The following is a 17,633-nucleotide window of genomic DNA, read 5'->3' on the forward strand; positions in this document are numbered from 1 at the left end:
GTCCGGGCCGGCGGCCCCAGCCAACTCGGGAATGCGTTTCCCGGTGATCTGGCACGGGTTAACGTCGAGGAAATGCCGTACGCGGCAGGCTGACCGGTCCGGAGGGACCGGTCATGAGCCGGGTCATGAGTCGAGTCATGGGTCGAGAAGGAGTGAGGCGATGCGGGTGCTGGTGGTCGAGGACGAGCCGCAGCTGGCGGAGTCCGTCGCCGAATGGCTGCGGCAGCAGAGCCATGCCGTCGACGTCGCCCTCGACGGTGGGCAGGCGTTGGAGCGGGTCGGCGTCAACGAGTACGACGTGGTCGTCCTCGACCGCGACCTGCCCGTCGTCCACGGCGACCAGGTCTGCCACCAGATCGTGGGGTCCGAGTCCGGCGCGCGGGTGCTGATGCTGACGGCCGCGGCCGACGTCACCCAGCGGGTCTCCGGGCTCGCCCTCGGCGCCGACGACTACCTCACCAAGCCGTTCGCGTTCCCCGAGCTCGCCGCCCGGGTGCTGGCCCTCGGGCGGCGCTCGCGCCAGGCGGTGCCGCCGGTGCTGCGCCACGGAGACCTGACCCTCGATCCCAGCCGCCGGGAGGTGTTCCGGGGCGGTCGCTACGTCCCGCTCGCCCGCAAGGAGTTCGGAGTGCTGGCGGAGCTGATGATGGCCGACGGTGCGCCGGTCTCGGCGGAGCACCTGCTGGAGAAGGTGTGGGACGAGCACGCCGACCCGTTCACCAACGCCGTGCGGGTGACCCTGCACAAGCTGCGCCGCAAGCTGGGTGATCCACCTTTGGTGGAGACGGTCACCGGTGTGGGGTACCGCCTGCGATGAGGATCCTGCCCAACCGACTGGGCCTGCGAGCGCGGCTCACGCTCACCTACGTGGGTCTCTTCCTGCTCGCCGGCGGGCTGCTGCTCGCGGTGACCTATGGCCTCTTCGTCAACCAGCTCGATTCGGGCGGGTCGATGATCGTGAAGGCGACCCGGCTGCCCGGCCCCGGCGACGACCCGGACGCGCTCCAGCAGCTGCTCGACACCACCTACGTGGAGACGCAGAAGGGCGACGTCCTCACGGGTCCGCAGGCGCGGGACTGGCTGCTCGCCCAGCGGCAGGAGCTGCAGAGCGCGGCAGCGGAGTCGCTGCTGATCCAGGGGGCGATCGCCCTGGTGGTCGTGCTGATCATCGCCTGCGTGCTCGGCTGGTTCATCTCGGGTCGGGTGCTCGCCCCGCTCCACACCGTCACCGCCACGGCTCACCGGATCTCCGCGGCTCCGGCCGCCGACATGGGTCTGGGGGAGCGGATCGAGCTGAAGGGTCCCGACGACGAGGTCAAGGAGCTGGCCGACGCCTTCGACGCGATGGTCGGCCGGCTCGACCGCTCCTTCGCCGGGCAGCGCCGGTTCGTGGCCAACGCGTCCCACGAGCTGCGTACGCCGCTCACGGTCGGTCGGGCGATGGTGGAGCTGGCGATGCACCGGCCCGACGCCTCGGTGGACCTGCGTACGCTCGGTGCCGACCTGCTGGCTCTCAACGCCCGGCACGAGGCGCTCATCTCCGGCCTGCTCGACCTCGCCGGCGCCGAGAACGGGCCGATCGACCGCCGGCCCGTCGACCTCGCCGACATCGTCGAGCACGTCGCCGACCTCACCGGCCCTGAGGCCGAGTCGGCGGGTGTCGAGGTCCGCACGGACGTGGGGGAGACGCCCACCTCGGGCGACGCCGTCCTGCTCGAGCGACTCGTCGCCAACCTGGTGGAGAACGGCATCCGTCACAACGTCGCCGGTGGGTGGGTCGAGGCGCGATGCCGGTCCGTCGACGAGCACGCCGAGGTCGTCGTCACCAACACCGGCCCGGAGGTGCCGGCGTACGAGGTCGCGGAGCTGTTCCAGCCGTTCCGTCGCCTGGACCGCGACCGGATCGTCGTGGACCGGGGCGTGGGTCTGGGCCTCTCGATCGTCGAGGCGATCGCGCGAGCGCACCACGGCTCCGTCACCGCCCAGCCACGCGAGGGCGGCGGCCTCGTCGTGCAGGTACGTGTGCCGGGCTAGCGGTGGTACTGGCCGCCGATCTCGAAGCCGTCGTCGAGCGCCTGCGTGCCCGCGGCCTCCGGCCGGTTCGTACCGCTGGTGAGGCAGATGGCGAAGACGGCATCGCGAACGCGCGCCGACAGTTCCGGATCGCCGAACCGGTCGGGCTGGGAGAGGAGGCTCAGCGCGACCCCGGTGTTCGCCGAGAGGATCATCTGTGCGGCTTCCCGGCTCGGGATGCGGAGGGCGCCGGCGACGGCGCAACGGTCGAGCGCCTCGGTGAGGAGGACGAAGATCCTCCCTGCTGCGTCCGGCACCTTGGGCATGGCGGGGGAGAACATCAGGCGGTAGAGCGCCGGGTTGGCGGCCGCGAAGTCGAGGTAGTCGTCCCAGCAGGCATGAAGGTCTGTCACCGGGTCGGCCGTGTGTTCGCGGGAGCGTTTGCGTTCGATGTAGCGGTTGAACGCCTCGTCGATCACCGCGCTGAGGAGTCCGTTCTTGTCGCCGAAGTGTCGGTACAGCACGGACTTTCCCACACCCACGGCTTCGCACACCTCTCTGATCGAGACGTTGCGAATGGGGGAATCCTCCAACAGCCGTCGAGCCGCCTCGATCATGGCTGCCCGCATCTGCCCCGCAGGTACGGGCATCGGGTGGAGGTTGGTCACGAGCGTCACTCCTTGGCACGTGTCGACGCGCTGGTTCGGGGGGAAGGCACGCGAGCCTGCTGCCGTAGACACGGGACCGGCCCTGGCAGCAGGGACGGTATACGTGTCGACGAGCCGTCGGCTGGCGTGTGTCGGCACAACGCCGCGATAGCGAAGTGCCGCGGTGATCGTACGTTGCCCCGCGAGGTTCGTCCGGGACCGGATCGCGTGACCCGGAGCACCTGACGCCTCGACCAAGTGCCTGAGGGCCCAGGACATTCGGCACTCATCCCGGATCGGCGGGTGAGGTGCAGTGGATGCCAGACGTCCACCCGAAGGAGAACTGACATGAGAGCAGCAGTCGTCACCGGCTTCGACCGGCCCCTGGAGATCCAGGACCGTCCTGTCCCCGAACCCGGCCCTGGCCAGGTGCTCGTGCAGATCGAGACGTGCGGGCTCTGTCACACCGACATCCACGCCGCCCACGGCGACTGGCCAGTGAAGCCAACTCCGCCGTTCGTCCCCGGTCACGAAGGGGTCGGCGTCGTCACCGCCCTGGGCGAGGGAGTCGCGCACCGTGCGGTCGGTGACCGTGTCGCGATCGCCTGGCTCGGCCACGCGTGCGGCCGCTGTGGCTACTGCGTCAGCGGCTGGGAGACGCTCTGCGAGGAGCAGCGGAACAGTGGCTACTCGGTCGACGGCGCCTTCGCCGAGTACGCGGTCGCCGACGCGAACTACGTCGTGACCGTCCCTGAAGGAGTCTCCTCGTTCGACGCGGCGCCGCTGACCTGCGCCGGGGTCACGACGTACAAGGCGATCAAGGTCGCCCAGGTGACTCCGGGGGAGAGGGTCGCCGTCTTCGGGATCGGCGGTCTGGGCCACCTCGCGGTTCAGTACGCCCGACTGGTCGGTGCCGAGGTCATCGCGGTCGACCTCACCGACGAGAAGCTCGACCTCGCTCGCGAGCTGGGCGCGGACCACACCGTCAACGCCGCCACCACCGACCCCGTGCAGGCGATCGCGGACCTCGGAGGTGCTGATGTCGCCGTCGCGCTCGCGGTCACCCCCAAGGCGTTCGAGCAGGCGTTCGCGTCGTTGCGCCGCGGGGGCCGGCTGGTCTGTGTCGGGCTTCCGCCGGAGAGCGAGGGCCCGATGCACCTGCCGATCTTCCAGACCGTGCTGTTCGGGATCAGCGTCATCGGCTCGATCGTCGGCACCCGAGAGGATCTCGCCGAGGTCTTCCGGCTCCATGCGCTGGGGCGCACCCGTGTCATCGCGGAGCCGCGCAAGCTCGAGGAGGTCAACGAGTCGATCGACGACGTACTCCATGCGCGTACCTCGGCACGGCTCGTCTTCGAGCTCTGAGACCGCTTCTCGCGCTCGATCAAAGCCGTCTCCGGGTCTTCGACCACTGGTTCTCCCAGAGCGTCTCGGTGTGACCCGGAAATGCGAGAAACCCCAGGTCTCCCTGGGGTTTCTCTCTGTGCGCGAGGGGGACTTGAACTGATGCTAAACCCTGAGGTTGGGCCTGGCTTTGGTCGTCCCAGGCGTGGAGCGGTGTTCCGCTACCTCCCGTTGCGTCCTGTTCTGGCCCGTGTCGTGCCCGTTGTCAGGGTGCGGGTTCGCGCCCGGTGCATGGAGGTGCGGAGGAGAGACTCATGGCGAGGGTGCCGTTAACGGCTCGATGGCGTAGCCAAGGAACTCGTTGTGCGCGCGCCGTCCGACGTGCCACCTGCCGTAGTACCCATCCGGTCGTGGTCGCCGGGAAGTGTGGGTGAGCAGAAGATTCGCCTTCGCTCGTGAGATTCCAACGAAGAACAGGGCTTCCTCTTCATGCGGCGTGCCCCAGTAAGTCTCGCGCTCGACGCCGAGGAGCACGACCGAGTCGAACTCAAGGCCCTTGCTCTTGTAGGTCGTCATGATCTGTACGCCCTCTGCCTTCCCGAACCGACGCAGGAGGGCGGACACCTCCTCGGACCCAGAGAGCAGGTGCACAAGGTGGTTCGCCAGGTGGACCTGTACCTCGCCGATTCGACCCGGCGCGGTGTACGTGGGGTGCAGCGCTGTGAGGCTTTCGTCGGGGAACAGCGCAACAAACTCGCCGATCGCCGTCAGCAGATTCAGGCGTGAGCGCAGCCGCGATGCTTCTGGGCCGAGGTGCCTGCGCAATCGATGTCGGAGCTTGTTCCACCCGGTACGTAGCCGGTCTGAAGCAGTTTCCGTCTCGGCGAAGAACAATGCGCTGCCTGTGAGCCGGGCGTACGCATCTGGAGCAGGTGATCCGCTCGCCAACCGCAAGTGGTCCACGATCAACTGGGCGAGCGGCTCCGAGCGCAGCGATTGCTCCGCGTCGCCCGGGTCGAGCGGCACGTCAGCTGCTTCCAACGAGGCCCGGATCTTCCAGGTGTACGCCTCTGGGGTGCGGGGCATAAGAAGTGCGATGTCTTCGGGAGCAACCCCGTCGGCCAGCCTGCCCTTGATCCAGGCGATGACAGCGGCGGCCTCTTCGTCGTCAGTGGATGTCGAGAGGGTCTCGATGGTTCCCTCGTCCCCATTCAGTTCGCTCGGGTCCCGGGCGCCTGAGTGATCCATAACGGCGATCATCCGGTTCTGCATCCGCCGGAGCACTGGCAAGGAGCGGAAGTTTTCATAGAGGTTGAGCGGATCGACAACTTGAAAGTCGGGCCCATAGGTGCCAAATGCATCCTCAAGCGCACCCGGGACCCATCCCATGATCCGCTGTTTGGTGTCGCCAACGGCGGTCACCAGGGTCTCGGTGTCGTGGAAGGCCTTCTTCACAAGCTGGTATTGGGGGTCGGTACAATCTTGGAACTCGTCGAGGAAGAGATGCGAGTACGCAGCCCTCAACTCCCGGATCACGTCTGGATGGTCGAGGATTTCGAGTGCGAGCGGAACCAGGCGCTTGAAGGCGATGACGTTATGGCCGTTTCCCTCCTTCGCGGGCGTGAAGTCAGCTGGCGGACGCTGAGCGTCAGGAATTGCCAGACGGAATCGACGGACCAATCCGAGAGCGAACGCGTCAAACGTGTAGCTGTCGAGTCGTGCGGCAAGGTCTGGGCCGCATCGGTCGCGTACCCGCTTCTCCAGGTTCCGTGCGGCGTCGACCTTGAACGAGATCGCCAGGATGCGCCGCGGGTAGGGACAGATGTTCGTTCGCAGAAGGAAGTCGCCACGCTGAGCCAGCAGCTCGGTCTTGCCCGAGCCGGGCCCAGCAATGACGGCGACGTTCGTCGTGACCTCGCGGCAGGCGGCCTCGGCGTTCGGCTCGAGTTCGAAGCCGTCCGCCGGTCTCCAGTCTGCGACCTTCACTCTGGGAGCTCCTTGAGACGCGCGGTGGCGGCCTCAGCAAGCCGGCGCAGCGACGTAGGCGCGTGCTCGCGAAGATTGGCGTCCGAGATGGTCGTGAGTGCCTCCAGATGCTTCACCGGCTTGCTGCCCAGCTTGAACAGCTCGTGGTAGGTGGCGAAGTAGGTGCGTTCCTCATCCGTGTACTGCGCGACTCGCGCAGCAACGGGCTCACCCTGCTCGATGACGGACTTGCCGAGCACCGATGCCAGAACGTTGTTGTCCGGCTCTTCCAGGTCGCCGTCCGCCAGCTTGTACGCCGTGGGGAACGCTCGGATCATTGCGTAATCGAGATCCAGTGGGTAGGAGAAAAAGATGTTGGCCTTCTCCATGTAGGTCGTGACCTTGTCGCGAAGGGCGTGATCGCGGAATCGTTCTACGTCATCCCAAGCTGGCACCTTCTCGATCTGCTCCGTGCTCGGGGGCTTGAGGCCTGACGTACCTGGGAACTGCTGGAGGTACATCAGCGCGGTGCGTACGCGACCCCAACCTCCGCCGTAGCGGCCGAGGTCCATGTCAAGCAGTGTGATGTACGGGATCTGCAGGCCGTCGAGCAGTCGCCAAAAGTGATTGACATGACGGCCACCGAGAGGCACGACTGAGATGCCGCTCGTGTCGGCTTCCAAGTCGTGTGCCTCGATGAGTCGGGGGAGAACCGCCCGCTCACTGTCACCTTCCCCGAGGATGACCAAGCGGGCGAAGTAAAGCTCGGGGTAGGCCTGCACAGCCTGGGTCACAAACTTATATGCCTCGTCGCTTGTCTCTGGTAGAGCTACCGCCGAGACCCGGGTGGTCCGAGCGTCGTCCAGGCGAAGATGCCGGATCGAGTCGGGCGACGTCCGATGGACGACAGCGGGGGAGTGACTGCTCATCAGGATCTGCGCAGTCGAGTCGGCCGCGAATTTGTCGAGGCGTCGCATGATCCGACCGAGGTGGTGTGGTGACAGGCTATTCTCTGGTTCCTCGACGGCGAGGATCGTGTAGCTCGGAGCACGCAGGCGCTCAGCGTCCACGCCGTCGATACCATTGATAATGGCCTCTTTGCCGATCGCGTGCAGCGCGAGGACCAGCGCCAGGTAGAACGCAGACTGTTCGCCATCGCTCAACCGCGTCCACTCGACCCTTTGCTTCCCCGGTGCGGGAGCGAAGGCAACGGTCAGGTGGCGCAAGAGCGCGGTCAAGTCGGCAGCTGCGAATGCGATCGCAGGTGACTGGAAGTACGTGCCGCTGTGCACCGTCTTCCAGACCGCGTCGAGTTCGCCAGCGAGGGTGCTCATAACGTCGTTGCTGCCGATGGCATCGCTGACCTTTTGACTGAGATCGGCGATGGTCTCGCGATCATCCTCCCAGTCGATAGATCGAAGCAACCTGCCCAAGAGGTTGTTCGCGCTGTGCTCCAGATGCTGGCGAGGGTCACGCCGCGCAGGCAGATAGTGAACCTGGACTGAGCGACGGTCGTAGGTGCTGACCCTGGAGGTGCCGACCGGCTCGTCCGCCTTGTCTATCTCAGTCACGTAGTCGAGGTGCTCCTCGACCTCCTCAGCCTCATCGATCCTGGCCGTCAGTCGGATCCGGACCCGGGGATGGTCGTCCTCCTCATCGAAGAGTCGCATGTCATCAAAGAACGCAGGCACCGTCGCCCCGTTCATCTCGGACTCGCCGTCAGCGCCGTCACCGGCATCGGCTGGCTGCGCACCGTCGTCGCTGGCCTGAGGGGTATGCGGTGGCGCGGCGACGAAGTCGGCCTCGATCCAGAGGTCATCACTGCGGGTTCCATCGAGCGAGACATGGAAGTCCGACAACTGCACTCGCCGGAGCGCCGGGTCGGCCGCGAACATGCGCGCCAACGCCACCATCGCCGACGTCTTCCCGGAGCCGTTGGCACCGAGGAGGAAGGTCGTCTTCTTATCGAGCTCAACAGTGATGGGTGTGGACCCGAACGACTGGAAGTTCCTCAGGCGTAGACGGCACAGATACAAGGGATCCCCCATCCAAGGACATCGACTCGACTGATCGTCAAGCCAAGGAACCCATGCTGGCAGCAAGCGAAGTCGAACATACAGCCGACTTTCTATGTCGGGGCTTGGATCCTCAAGATTAGGTACCAACCAAAGTCTGGTGATGCGGAAGGAGGATCACTGCGGTTCGTCTAGGTTGATGACGACAATCGGCAGACCGTCTTCCATGTTGAATGCTCTTACTGCCCATTTCGCCCACTCTGGTGTACCGACGTAGTCGACATAACCGGTTCTCCCACCGCCGACTGGGGTGATGGCTACATCCCAGCTCGTGGAGCTGGGTCAGGTCTCTCGATGCACTAGGAGATCCGTCCGTCACAACGAGAAGCGGCTGACTCAACCGGAGTGCCTCCAGTGCCCCCGGGCATCCGTGCGGCGTGGTCGGTACTAAGCGTGTCGAGCCGTCGGCCGAGTCGTGGATGTGGGCCTGCGAGGCAGGTTCCAATGCATGACAGCGGAACTGACCGGGGAAGAACGGCTTGAAGCCGTTTGGGGTAGCGCAGACGACCATCAAGGATCGCACGTACGTGCTGCGGAGTCGTGATAGTGATCCCGAGGCGTCCGTTACGCGTTAGCCAATCGTCGTTGCGGCAGCATCCAGAGTCGAAGTCCGGCTTCTCAGCAAGACCGTTGTAAAACACGTAGCCAGCGTTGAACAGCGACGGTGTCGCCCCGATGAGAACGTCAACCTGGCGTAACGCCGTGCCTCGGATGACGTGATCGAGTTCGTCGTAGACGCCAAGCACGCGGGATTTTCTGGGCTGGAGCGCTTTGGCCTGAAGGCGGAACCCGATGCGCAGTGCGCCCGCTCGGACCCAGAGCTCAAGGTCGGCTCCATGCCTCGATTCTGGCCCGGCCGGGTAGGCGACCCTGATGTGTTCACCGCCCTTGCGGGAGAGCTCAAGGAGGAAGTATGCGTCAAGCCGATCTCCGGAGCGTCGCGGGCGAGGTCGCGCCACGAGATAAGCATCTTCGCGCGTATGTTGAGCGCAGATCGCGCGAGGATCGCATGTACAGGTTCGGACGCTCGACGCACCGAACGAGCATAGGATCAACGGCCATGAGAGCGCTGGATCTTTCGGCCGCAATCTAAGGAGATCGTGTTACGGCGAGCAGCAAGGGGCATCTTACCGACGATGCCCTGCAAGCCAGGTGATGAAGCGGTCTTGGGCGGTGACGCGCACCGCCTCGGCGAGATCGGTCAAGGCGTTGCGCGCGGCCGTCTTGGTGATGTCGAGACCGTAGGGCGTGAAAGCGCCATGGGCGAACATGTGACGAAGAGCTTTCGCGACAACCAACACGTCTGAGTCGTGCCCGGCCTCCCAATTTCGAAGCTTCGCTCGGAGCCGCGGGTCAACGATGGTCTCGCTGGTTAGTAGCTTGTGGGTCTTCGTGCCGGATCGAAGCCGATCCGCGAGGCTCGGATCGGGGATGGTGACGTTGTTGATGGCACCCTTCCGTTTGTGAATCGCCTGGTCCTCCAGGTGCTCGAGTGCGCTGTATGCGAGGACAACTATGAGTCCAGCGTGGTAGCCCTTCTCGGTCCGTGAGTCCGCTCCGGTCACCTGGACGCCCTGAAGATTGGCGGCGAGGTGCCAGCGTGCTGCCGACCTACCGAGGACGTCGTACTGCGTGGCCCCGTCAGAGTTGGTGTCCCAGTCCCACGAGATCCGATCAGCTCTGGCCAGGCGTTGAAAGTCCGCCCATCCGGAAAGCTCAACCTTCGAGTTGATGACGTCCCCCTTCGTCTCGGGTGCAATGCGCCTTTTCGCCCGAGACGGTGCCCAAGGCGTAGTGGACATGCGAGCCGTCGACCCTGACCACGCTGCCGGCCGCGAAGGCCTCGGCGACGAGGGCTCGATGTGGCCGGCCTCGCCCTCGGGTGACGGCGCCACGAGGCTACTCGCATCTGGCCGGGAACGGGATGATTCGGGCGACCAGGTGCGCGACCTGCGCGATGAGCGGCTCGACGGCAGCTTCGCGGCGACCTCAACCGGGACATCTTCGACGATCGAAGAAACGGTATGACTTCCTGTAGATGCACGGCCCCGAGGCGGCTTCTACCTTCGGCGCTTTGTCGGGTCAGAGCAAGAATCTGCAATGGGGGACGGTGGTGAGCGCGTCTCTGACGGCTCAGCGATGTGGAGTGCAGGACCTCGATCCGATGTCGGCAGTGCAACGGACAGACGGGTGGATGCCGTCGATCAGCCGATACCGCCGAACTGGTGGGAGTCGACCGCCAATCTGAGAAGTGATCGCGGCAGTTCAAAGTGCGCCCGTGCCATTCAAGGTGCCCGAACGAATAGTGGCCCTGCCTGAGTTTCCTCAGGCAGGGCCACAATCCAATGCGTGCGCGAGGGGGGACTTGAACCGGTCTAAACCACGAGGTCAGAAGCTGTATTTTACTCTCTGAGCGTGAATCGTGGGGCGGTTGCACACCGTTACATCCCGTTGCTTACGGGGATCTGCCCGATGGTCGGGCACAGACCTGCACCTATCTGGTGGAGGTGTCTGGCATGGCATGGATCGAAACGCGGAAGCGCAGCGGGGGAGGAGTCTCGGCGTACGTCGCCTGGAGGCTCGGCGGCGGCAGTGGGGACCGGCAGACCGAGACGTTCAGTGCGGGGAGCGATGAGCAGAACGTGGCTCGCGCCGAGGGTTTCAAGAAGATGGTCGAGGCGGCGGGAGAGCGTTGGCCGGACGGCTGGGTGAAGGGCGAGGGGTTCGTGCGTCCAGGCGGTGGTGACCCACTCGAGGAACCACCGGGGTTCCCTGTGATGGGGGAGGAGTACGTGCGGCAGATCGTCGATATCACGCCGGGGCAGCGCAAGAAGTACCTGTCGCAGGTCCGGACGCTGGCGAGGACCGAGATCCGCGGGGCTTCGCCGTTCGCGCGGTCGGTGGCCGCGATCGGGGAACAGGACATCAAGGCATGGCTGATCGACTGGGACCGTGCTCTGAAGACGAAGGCCAACTACCACGGCCTGATGTACGGGATCTTCAACTACGCAGTTGAGCAGGGCTTCCTTACGGCCAATCCGTGTGCTCGGACGGCGCCCAAGCGCCGACGCGTCAAGCAGTCTCAGGCGGAGCTGCGGTTCCTGTCAGAGGACGAGTTCGCAGCCGTCGTGGCCAAGGCTGACGGCTACTCGTACGCCGCCGCTGACCTGATGCGGGTCACCGCCGGAACTGGCCTTCGATTCGGCGAGGTCACCGCGCTCTGGGTCAGTGACATCGACCTGCGAAACCGGACGCTCCGGGTGAACAAGGCGTGGAAGCGCGTGGGGGAGAACGGTGAGACCGAGGTCCCGTCGTGGCTGAAGAAGCAGATCCGCGACAAGCACACGATGCGCGAGCACTACCTCGGCAACCCCAAGACACCGAAGTCGAGGCGTACGGTCTCGATCTCCTCGCGCATGGCGTCGATCCTGGAGAAGCTGATCGAGGGTAAGTCCGCGAACGACTTCGTGTTCGTCTCGCCGACGGGCTTGCCGGTGCACAACTCGGACTTCTACACGCGGGCCTGGCGGCCGTTGATGGATGAGCTGATCGAGGACGGGATCGCCTCGTTCCGGTTCCACGACCTGCGGCACACCCACGTGTCGTGGCTCATCGCCGGAGGCGCCCCGCTACCGCACATCCAGGCGCGATTGGGGCATGAGTCCATCACCACGACAATCGACACCTACGGCCACTTGCTGCCCGCCGGCGACGAGTTGATCTCTGACATCGTCGACGCCGTGATGAACGGCAAGCAGATCCGGCCGCCGCTCCACTTGTTGCGTGGGGGTGCGGATGACGCGGTCGCCTGAGTGACGGTCAGAGACGCGAACGGCCCGACGCCTTGGGGCCCAGGTGGAGGGCCTTCGTGTCGCTGGGCGCTGTCAGCGGCTGCTCGCAGGCGCTGATGAACTCGTCGAGGTGCTCGAGGCGGAACCTGACGTGCTTTCCGATCCTGCTGCATCGGATCCGGCGCTGGCGCACCGCGTCGGCAACCCAGCGCTGGGGCACGTTCAGGTACGTCGCTGCCTCCTCGATGCTGAGCAGGTGGATCGTGGAAGCTTGTTCCGGGGCCTCTGTAGGTTGGGCGGCCATGCTCGACTCCTTGGAAGCGATTGTTGTGCCTTCGCGTCCAAGGTGCCCTGCACCCACCACGCTTGGCTGAGCCGCGCGCCGCCGCCCATTGTGGTGTGGGCCCATCCCGGTAGGAAGCATGCCCCGTTGAGGCACACCGGCTCTAGTAGCCCAGAAGGGCGCGCTACGAACAGACGCAGAGTCAGCGCCGCTTCTTCTTGCTTGAGCGCTTCTTGGTCGGTGGCGGCCGGTGCTGCATCGCTTCGGGTGGACGCAGCAGTTCCAACAGCGGCTTGAGATCGTCGGGGAGTTCCCCGATGTGACCGTCGTAGGAGATGTGCACCAGATCGCGGCTCCGTTGGTCGAATAGGAACAGGGCGCCACGGGGCAGGCCAAGTTGGTGCTTCTTTACCCGGAGGTACCGTTCCTGGTCTGAGATCGTCATTGCCAGATCGGTGCCAGTCGGATGCGTCGACCAGACGAGAAACCAGCCGTCATCAGCGTTCGTCATCTGGGTGACGGGAACGGCGACCTGTCGACTGCGTCCCGGATGAGGATTATCCAACAAGACCTTCGCCTGTGTTGCGATCTGCTCCTGAAAGGCGGTCGATCCGCTGAGCAGCGTCGCGCCTAGTACGGCAGCCGGACTTCGTGATCGTCACGGCGGTGGCGTGTGGCCGCGGCGGTTGTAGTGGCTGGTTCGTGCTCGGTGTTGATGCCTGCGTCGCCATCTCGACCATTCGAGTCGGTGCGCGATCCCGAGCGGCTGCGTGAGGACGGCGTTGAAGAGGTGGTGGATCTCGTTGCAGGTCGTGGGAGGTGGGTATTGGTCACGAATGTTGTGAGGTATGTGTGTGGCTCACGGCAGCGCCGACTGAGGCGTTCTGCACCGTCGCATCCGACCTGACCACTAGGGTTCAGCAGATGGGATCATGGTGGCACATGGAGGTCGGAGGGCACGCCGTCCCTGTGTGGGGCAAGAGCTATGTGCCCGACGACCTGATGCTGCTCTTCGCCGGCGAAGACCGCTTCCTGGACGCTGCCAAGCTCGCCGCGTATGCCGAGCACGAGAGCCGAGCCGACGACGCGCCGAAATGGAACGGGTCGCTCGCAGTCTGGCACGCAGACCTGATGGGCTACTCGTCCACAGCGGGTGCACTGAGACGGCGGCTGGAGCTTCAAGGTTTCTCCTCTGACTGGGTCTGCCGACTGAGCGCCGCCTTCTTCGACGACCAGGAGGACATAGCGCAGTACCCGAACGGTGCTGCGATCACAGCCGCGCTGACCACCCGCTCGGGGCGTGCCTCCGGCGCAGGGGTCGATCCGGACATGCGAGAACAACCCGAGGCGTACTTCCTGTACGAGCAATGGCAGCTGCTGCGGGAGGCCTTCGACGACCCGAGGTTCGCGCTCGCACTCTCGCTTTGTCGCACACGAGCCTCGACCGAGGTGAAACTCGACCTCACGGACCTCGTGCTGGGAGGCTGGCTCACCACAGATCAGAACCCCCACGAAGAGGCTCGTCTGCGGATGTCCGCCGCAGTAGCGGCGAACGGGCCCGTCATCGTCATCACCGAGGGTTCGAGCGACGCGCAGCGGCTGCGCCGCTCTCTGGAGGTCGCTGTGCCCGAGGTGGCCCACTTCTTCACGTTCCTGGACGTCGACCTGCGCCCTCCCGGCGGAAGCGACCGCGTCGTGTCTCTCACCAAGGGGATGGCTGCGGCGGGCGTCATGAACCGCATCGTCGCCGTGCTCGACAATGACACAGCTGGGCGCGAGGCCGCTGCGCAGCTTTCGAAGCTCAAGCTGCCAGCCCAGGTCGCGACCGTCTGCCTCCCGGAAGTGCGCTACGCGAACAGGTACCCGACCCTGGGGCCCGAGGGGCCCAGCGTCGGAAACGTCAACGGCCGAGCGGTCTCAATGGAGTTCATGTTCGGCGAAGACGTCCTCCGCGACGCCGCGAACCAGCTGGCCCCGGTGCGCTGGCAGTCCTTCAACGACAAGATGGGCGACTACCAAGGTCGTCTCGATAACTCGGTCAAGACGCGAGTCGGCAAGCGGATCGACGAGGCGCTCTCCGCGGACCCCATCCCGGATCAGGTCAAGCAAGGAAGCGCCCGACTGGCCGCGATGCTCATCGCCGCCGCTGATCCACCGCAGCGGATCCCGGCGTCCGAGGGCTCGACGCTGCCCGAGCTGTGGCGACGGGATCCTTTCTGCGACATCCGCATCGGCTCCTGACCCCGGCCAGATCCAGCAGGTGCAGTTTTGGAGTCTGCGGCCGGCTCGTCGAGGTTCCGGATGGTGGCGAACCGGCGTGCCAGAGCATGCTCGGTCAGCTCAGTCGCGACCTCGGGGGCTGAGAGTTTGCGGATCGGACAGTATCTGTTCCAGGGACGCATCGACGGGCAATGTCCAATGAGGCAGGGGAGTGGATTGCGGTCGCATCGCTGACGAACACGATGTTGTACCCGAGGTCGGAGGTATCCGTGTGGTCGTCTTGCAGCAGTGCTCGGTGCGTATGCCGCTGATCACCACCTCGGTGACGCCATTCTGGGCGAGGACCTGCTGCAGATTCGTGGTGGTTGAGGCATTGTGGGGGACCTTCGTGACCACGGGTTCCTCCGGGCTCGGCTTGAGGCAATCATCAGCCGGACGTAGCGGTTGGCTGGGTCGAAGACGCCGGCGGAGCCGGGTTTGCGGGCAGCACCCAGACCACCAGGTCGCCCTGCCGGTCTCGCGGCCGCACCGGGGTACGACTGGACGGATGTCGCCACTTCGAGGACACCCAATGGGTGACGCGATACTCTCGTTCGGGGGAGAAGGGCGGAGAGGAGAAGCGGTTGTGGACCTGGTGAGCATCATGAATCACGGCTCAGCGGTCGTCCGAGCGAATGACGCCGCCGACCATCTGCGGCGCTGTGCTGAGTCTCTTGTGCGGGCGACTTCCGTGTACGAGGGCTTCGGTGTGGTAGCCGCTAGTCCCCAAGCGGAGCGTGTGCTCGGGGCCGCGATGATGCTTGCCCCAACTATGCACGGCGACGCTTGCGGCCCGGCGATTGTCTTCGACTTGAACTATGCGAGCGGAACCCTGCTTGCCCGCGCTGCTCGACGTCTGCGCGATGGTGGCAACGAGTCAGCGCTGGTCGGGATCGTGCTCAACCCGCTAGTCGAATCCGCTGGTGAGATTAGTGTCCCTGAGCTTGACCACGTCCGCGTCGAGCTTAAGCAGGATTCGCTAGGGCAGCAGTGCGAGGGCGGCGTAGACCGCGTCTCGGTACTTGCCCGGCAGCCCTTCTGCGGCAGTATCTGCGGCGATTTCTAGGTCAGTCTTCTTCTTCCCCGCAGATGTCGCGAGCCCATGGGCGTCCTTGGCTTCAACGCGAATGTCGGCGACCTCATGCAACACGAACAGGAGAGCGCCCTCGGCGTGAGCTCGCTGGAACGTCGCGCGGTTACGGCGCGCGACGGGCGAGGCGCCTGCGGTCTTGATCGCAGCTGCGTCGAATGACAGCCCAGGGAGCCGTCCTTGGAGCAGTCGAGCGAGGCTGACTGCCTGTGCCCCAGGATCCGTCTCAGTCGTCTTGATGGTGAATGTCTCAACCGAGGGCGGGCCGGACGGCCGCTGTTCTACGGTCGCAACGTGGACCTTCGGGCTTCCGGCCGCAGGGTCCACGGAGATTCCCAGCGCGCGCATGCGCGAAACCTTAGCCTTCTACCTGTGGACCTGTCGGAATTTCCCCCCGGAACTACCGTCAACGACCGCTATGTGCTGGCCGGCAAACTTGGCGGCGGGGCTGGTGGCTCGGTCTACGAGGCGCACGACCGACACCTCGACTCCCGCGTCGCGGTGAAGTTGCTCAACCCGTTGGAGGAAGGCGCGGCGGGCCCCTGGCATGAGGCCCAGCGGCTTGAGCAGCTCAAGTCGAGATTCCTGCTGCGGGTGGTGAACGCCGATGTCGTGATCAACAGCGACATCCGATTCATCGTCACTCCCATCATGAGCGGAGGCGACCTCGAAGATCTCGCCCAGCCGTACGGCATAGCTGCGTCGAGGGCGGCTCACCTGGTGCAACAGATTGCCTCAGGGCTTGATCGCATCCACCGGGCCGGAATGATTCACCGGGACGTCAAGCCGGGCAACGTTTTGGTTGGAGGCGTCGATGCAGTTTTGGGCGACCTGGGCTTCTGCCACCTCCTCGCGGACGATGGAACGGCGCCGCCCAACGGGACTTATTGCACCGTGGCCCCCGAGGTGATCCGTGAAGGCGGCAAGTGCTCGCAGGCAACCGACGTCTACTCGCTCGCGGCGACAGCGTTTTATCTCCTGAGCGGCGAATACCCGATCACCCACCTAGCCTCAAGGCAGGAGCAGCGCGATCAGCTCCTGGCAGGCTCGACGAGAGAGCTCCGCAGCATCGCGCCGCACGTGTCTCGAGCAGTCGGTGCGGTGGTGCGGAAGTCGCTGAGCGGTGACCCGACGAAGCGTCATGCGAGCGCTACCGATTTTGGCAATGCCCTAGTCGGTGCAGTCCAGGGCAGCAGGGACTGGCACCGCGTGAGCCATGACGGACACCTGTACTGCGTCTTTGGTGCGCGGCATGGTGCGCAAAAAGAGGTCCAGGTCTGCTGTACGCAGGTCGACCAGCGCTCGATCGAGGTTAGCGCCCGACTTGCGGGCAGCGGACGTCAGGTTCGCGGCAAGCCGGACATCCGCGTCACCCCGGGAAAGATCATCGTGACCCTGCAGCAGCTGACGGCGAGCCTCTGAGGTTTGAGGTGGCTGTCTTGCGCGTCGCGACTCCGACGGTTCTGATCGGCGCGGTCGGCGATGCCATGATTCCGCCATGGCAGAGAATTCCCCTTGGAGCGTCGACCGCCGCCTAGTCAGGTGGGCCCACATGTGGGCCGCCGCCGCGTCCCAGACCTACCAGACCATCGAGTCCATTTCCATGCCAGAGTCGCCCGCGACAGAGATCGGTCGCCGCGACGCAATGACGATGGTGCTCGTTGACGCGGTGCGCAACGTCGTCCGCGGAAGCGAGTTGGCAGTCGGCAAGGACAGCGAGATCATCCAGCGCTTCAGCGAAGAGCACCCCGCGCTTAAGGATCTTCGTGACCGGTTCGAACATTACGAGGACTATGTCAGAGGCACTGGTGACGCACAGCGCAAGGGCAGACGGCGCAAAGGGGACCCATTGGAGTTGGAGCATGAGGGTATCCGGATCTCGGCGTCGAGCGGAGGCGGTCCCGAGGGCCACCTGGTGAGTGTCGTCGTAATCGAGCGCGACGCGAACGACGAGGCGACAGAGGTCGCCTACGAAGCGCCGTCCAGGACGATTGCCGTGGCGGTTCGCCGCCTGGTCCGTGATCTGGTCGATGCAGCGGACATGCTCGATGAGTGCCATCTCGAAGCGTGCGAGATCTGCGCCGACCCGGAAGGAGCCTGAGCGCCTGGCCCTCTGTGGCAGCCGAGTTCATCGGGGTGCCAACGGTCTGGCCCAAACTGACCTGT

The 17,633-nt window shown here is 65.1% G+C and carries 17 protein-coding genes; 8 read left to right on the forward strand and 9 right to left on the reverse strand.

The features are described from left to right. The first annotated feature begins 160 nt into the window (after positions 1-160). A complete protein-coding gene (locus tag ACWZJV_RS26625) occupies positions 161-817 on the forward strand; it encodes a response regulator transcription factor (RefSeq protein ID WP_457179491.1) in 657 nt (218 codons plus the stop codon). Beyond that, positions 814-2,034, forward strand: coding sequence for a sensor histidine kinase (locus ACWZJV_RS26630; RefSeq protein WP_457179492.1), 1,221 nt, complete (start codon positions 814-816; stop codon positions 2,032-2,034). The genes ACWZJV_RS26625 and ACWZJV_RS26630 overlap by 4 nt, the downstream gene beginning before the upstream one ends. Here ACWZJV_RS26630 and ACWZJV_RS26635 read toward each other — a convergent pair. Next, on the reverse strand, positions 2,031-2,681 hold the full coding sequence (locus tag ACWZJV_RS26635; RefSeq protein ID WP_457179493.1) for a TetR/AcrR family transcriptional regulator: 651 nt from the start codon (positions 2,679-2,681) through the stop codon (positions 2,031-2,033). The genes ACWZJV_RS26630 and ACWZJV_RS26635 overlap by 4 nt on opposite strands. Positions 2,682-3,008: 327 nt before the next feature. On the opposite strand from ACWZJV_RS26635, the gene adhP reads away from it, so the two are divergent. Then, positions 3,009-4,025 carry an alcohol dehydrogenase AdhP gene (gene adhP / locus ACWZJV_RS26640; RefSeq protein ID WP_457179494.1) on the forward strand — a complete coding sequence of 339 codons (1,017 nt, stop codon included), beginning with the start codon at positions 3,009-3,011 and terminating at the stop codon, positions 4,023-4,025. Positions 4,026-4,316: 291 nt separating this feature from the next. Here the strand turns inward: adhP and ACWZJV_RS26645 are convergent, their stop codons facing one another. From ACWZJV_RS26645 to ACWZJV_RS26660, 4 genes are all read right to left on the reverse strand, one after another. Continuing rightward, positions 4,317-5,990, reverse strand: coding sequence for a UvrD-helicase domain-containing protein (locus tag ACWZJV_RS26645; protein WP_457179495.1), 1,674 nt, complete (start codon positions 5,988-5,990; stop codon positions 4,317-4,319). Continuing rightward, positions 5,987-8,017 carry an ATP-dependent nuclease gene (locus ACWZJV_RS26650; RefSeq protein WP_457179496.1) on the reverse strand — a complete coding sequence of 677 codons (2,031 nt, stop codon included), beginning with the start codon at positions 8,015-8,017 and terminating at the stop codon, positions 5,987-5,989. Before ACWZJV_RS26650 ends, ACWZJV_RS26645 begins: the two co-directional genes overlap by 4 nt. 326 nt (positions 8,018-8,343) lie before the next feature. Continuing rightward, positions 8,344-9,003 (reverse strand): DUF6615 family protein, encoded by a 660-nt coding sequence (locus tag ACWZJV_RS26655; RefSeq protein ID WP_457179497.1) that lies wholly within the window; start codon positions 9,001-9,003, stop codon positions 8,344-8,346. Positions 9,004-9,171: 168 nt separating this feature from the next. Next, positions 9,172-9,846, reverse strand: a complete 675-nt coding sequence (locus ACWZJV_RS26660) for a hypothetical protein (RefSeq protein WP_457179498.1) — start codon at positions 9,844-9,846, stop codon at positions 9,172-9,174. Between ACWZJV_RS26660 and ACWZJV_RS26665 the strand changes: the two genes are divergently transcribed. Beyond that, a complete protein-coding gene (locus ACWZJV_RS26665; protein ID WP_457179499.1) occupies positions 9,845-10,072 on the forward strand; it encodes a hypothetical protein in 228 nt (75 codons plus the stop codon). The two genes, ACWZJV_RS26660 and ACWZJV_RS26665, sit on opposite strands and share 2 nt — an antisense overlap. A gap of 488 nt (positions 10,073-10,560) precedes the next feature. Beyond that, positions 10,561-11,856: a tyrosine-type recombinase/integrase gene (locus ACWZJV_RS26670; RefSeq protein ID WP_457179500.1), complete on the forward strand. Its 1,296-nt coding sequence runs from the start codon at positions 10,561-10,563 to the stop codon at positions 11,854-11,856. A gap of 7 nt (positions 11,857-11,863) precedes the next feature. On the opposite strand, the gene ACWZJV_RS26675 is transcribed toward ACWZJV_RS26670, so the two are convergent. Beyond that, the gene (locus ACWZJV_RS26675) at positions 11,864-12,139 is read right to left on the reverse strand and encodes a helix-turn-helix domain-containing protein (protein ID WP_457179501.1); all 276 of its coding nucleotides are present in this window, start codon (positions 12,137-12,139) and stop codon (positions 11,864-11,866) included. A 181-nt stretch (positions 12,140-12,320) separates the two neighbouring features. Next, complete coding sequence (locus ACWZJV_RS26680; protein ID WP_457179502.1) at positions 12,321-12,629, reverse strand: hypothetical protein; 309 nt, start codon at positions 12,627-12,629, stop codon at positions 12,321-12,323. A 413-nt stretch (positions 12,630-13,042) separates the two neighbouring features. On the opposite strand from ACWZJV_RS26680, the gene ACWZJV_RS26685 reads away from it, so the two are divergent. Beyond that, positions 13,043-14,359: a hypothetical protein gene (locus ACWZJV_RS26685; RefSeq protein ID WP_457179503.1), complete on the forward strand. Its 1,317-nt coding sequence runs from the start codon at positions 13,043-13,045 to the stop codon at positions 14,357-14,359. Positions 14,360-14,458: 99 nt separating this feature from the next. On the opposite strand, the gene ACWZJV_RS26690 is transcribed toward ACWZJV_RS26685, so the two are convergent. Both ACWZJV_RS26690 and ACWZJV_RS26695 read right to left on the reverse strand, forming a co-directional pair. Next, entirely contained in the window at positions 14,459-14,983 is a 525-nt protein-coding gene (locus ACWZJV_RS26690; protein WP_457179504.1) for a cysteine hydrolase family protein, read from the reverse strand. 373 nt (positions 14,984-15,356) lie between these two features. Next, on the reverse strand, positions 15,357-15,815 hold the full coding sequence (locus tag ACWZJV_RS26695) for a hypothetical protein (RefSeq protein WP_457179505.1): 459 nt from the start codon (positions 15,813-15,815) through the stop codon (positions 15,357-15,359). A 24-nt stretch (positions 15,816-15,839) separates the two neighbouring features. On the opposite strand from ACWZJV_RS26695, the gene ACWZJV_RS26700 reads away from it, so the two are divergent. Together ACWZJV_RS26700 and ACWZJV_RS26705 are read left to right on the forward strand one after the other, a co-directional pair. Continuing rightward, positions 15,840-16,889 (forward strand): serine/threonine-protein kinase, encoded by a 1,050-nt coding sequence (locus ACWZJV_RS26700; RefSeq protein ID WP_457179506.1) that lies wholly within the window; start codon positions 15,840-15,842, stop codon positions 16,887-16,889. Between the two features lie 76 nt (positions 16,890-16,965). Continuing rightward, entirely contained in the window at positions 16,966-17,568 is a 603-nt protein-coding gene (locus tag ACWZJV_RS26705; protein ID WP_457179507.1) for a hypothetical protein, read from the forward strand. The last annotated feature ends 65 nt before the right edge of the window (positions 17,569-17,633 follow it).

Source organism: Nocardioides sp. WG-D5 (genome assembly GCF_054031175.1).

Bases quoted from the DNA above. Each gene is read 5' to 3' on its own strand.
- ACWZJV_RS26690 (WP_457179504.1), bottom strand. From the start codon at position 14,983: ATGATGCTCACCAGGTCCACAACCGCTTCTCCTCTCCGCCCTTCTCCC.
- ACWZJV_RS26685 (WP_457179503.1), top strand. From the start codon at position 13,043: ATGGGATCATGGTGGCACATGGAGGTCGGAGGGCACGCCGTCCCTGTG.
- ACWZJV_RS26650 (WP_457179496.1), bottom strand. From the start codon at position 8,017: ATGGGGGATCCCTTGTATCTGTGCCGTCTACGCCTGAGGAACTTCCAG.
- ACWZJV_RS26695 (WP_457179505.1), bottom strand. From the start codon at position 15,815: ATGCGCGCGCTGGGAATCTCCGTGGACCCTGCGGCCGGAAGCCCGAAG.
- ACWZJV_RS26660 (WP_457179498.1), bottom strand. From the start codon at position 9,846: ATGTCCACTACGCCTTGGGCACCGTCTCGGGCGAAAAGGCGCATTGCA.
- ACWZJV_RS26630 (WP_457179492.1), top strand. From the start codon at position 814: ATGAGGATCCTGCCCAACCGACTGGGCCTGCGAGCGCGGCTCACGCTC.
- ACWZJV_RS26665 (WP_457179499.1), top strand. From the start codon at position 9,845: ATGCGAGCCGTCGACCCTGACCACGCTGCCGGCCGCGAAGGCCTCGGC.
- ACWZJV_RS26705 (WP_457179507.1), top strand. From the start codon at position 16,966: ATGGCAGAGAATTCCCCTTGGAGCGTCGACCGCCGCCTAGTCAGGTGG.
- adhP (WP_457179494.1), top strand. From the start codon at position 3,009: ATGAGAGCAGCAGTCGTCACCGGCTTCGACCGGCCCCTGGAGATCCAG.
- ACWZJV_RS26670 (WP_457179500.1), top strand. From the start codon at position 10,561: ATGGCATGGATCGAAACGCGGAAGCGCAGCGGGGGAGGAGTCTCGGCG.
- ACWZJV_RS26680 (WP_457179502.1), bottom strand. From the start codon at position 12,629: ATGACGAACGCTGATGACGGCTGGTTTCTCGTCTGGTCGACGCATCCG.
- ACWZJV_RS26675 (WP_457179501.1), bottom strand. From the start codon at position 12,139: ATGGCCGCCCAACCTACAGAGGCCCCGGAACAAGCTTCCACGATCCAC.
- ACWZJV_RS26625 (WP_457179491.1), top strand. From the start codon at position 161: ATGCGGGTGCTGGTGGTCGAGGACGAGCCGCAGCTGGCGGAGTCCGTC.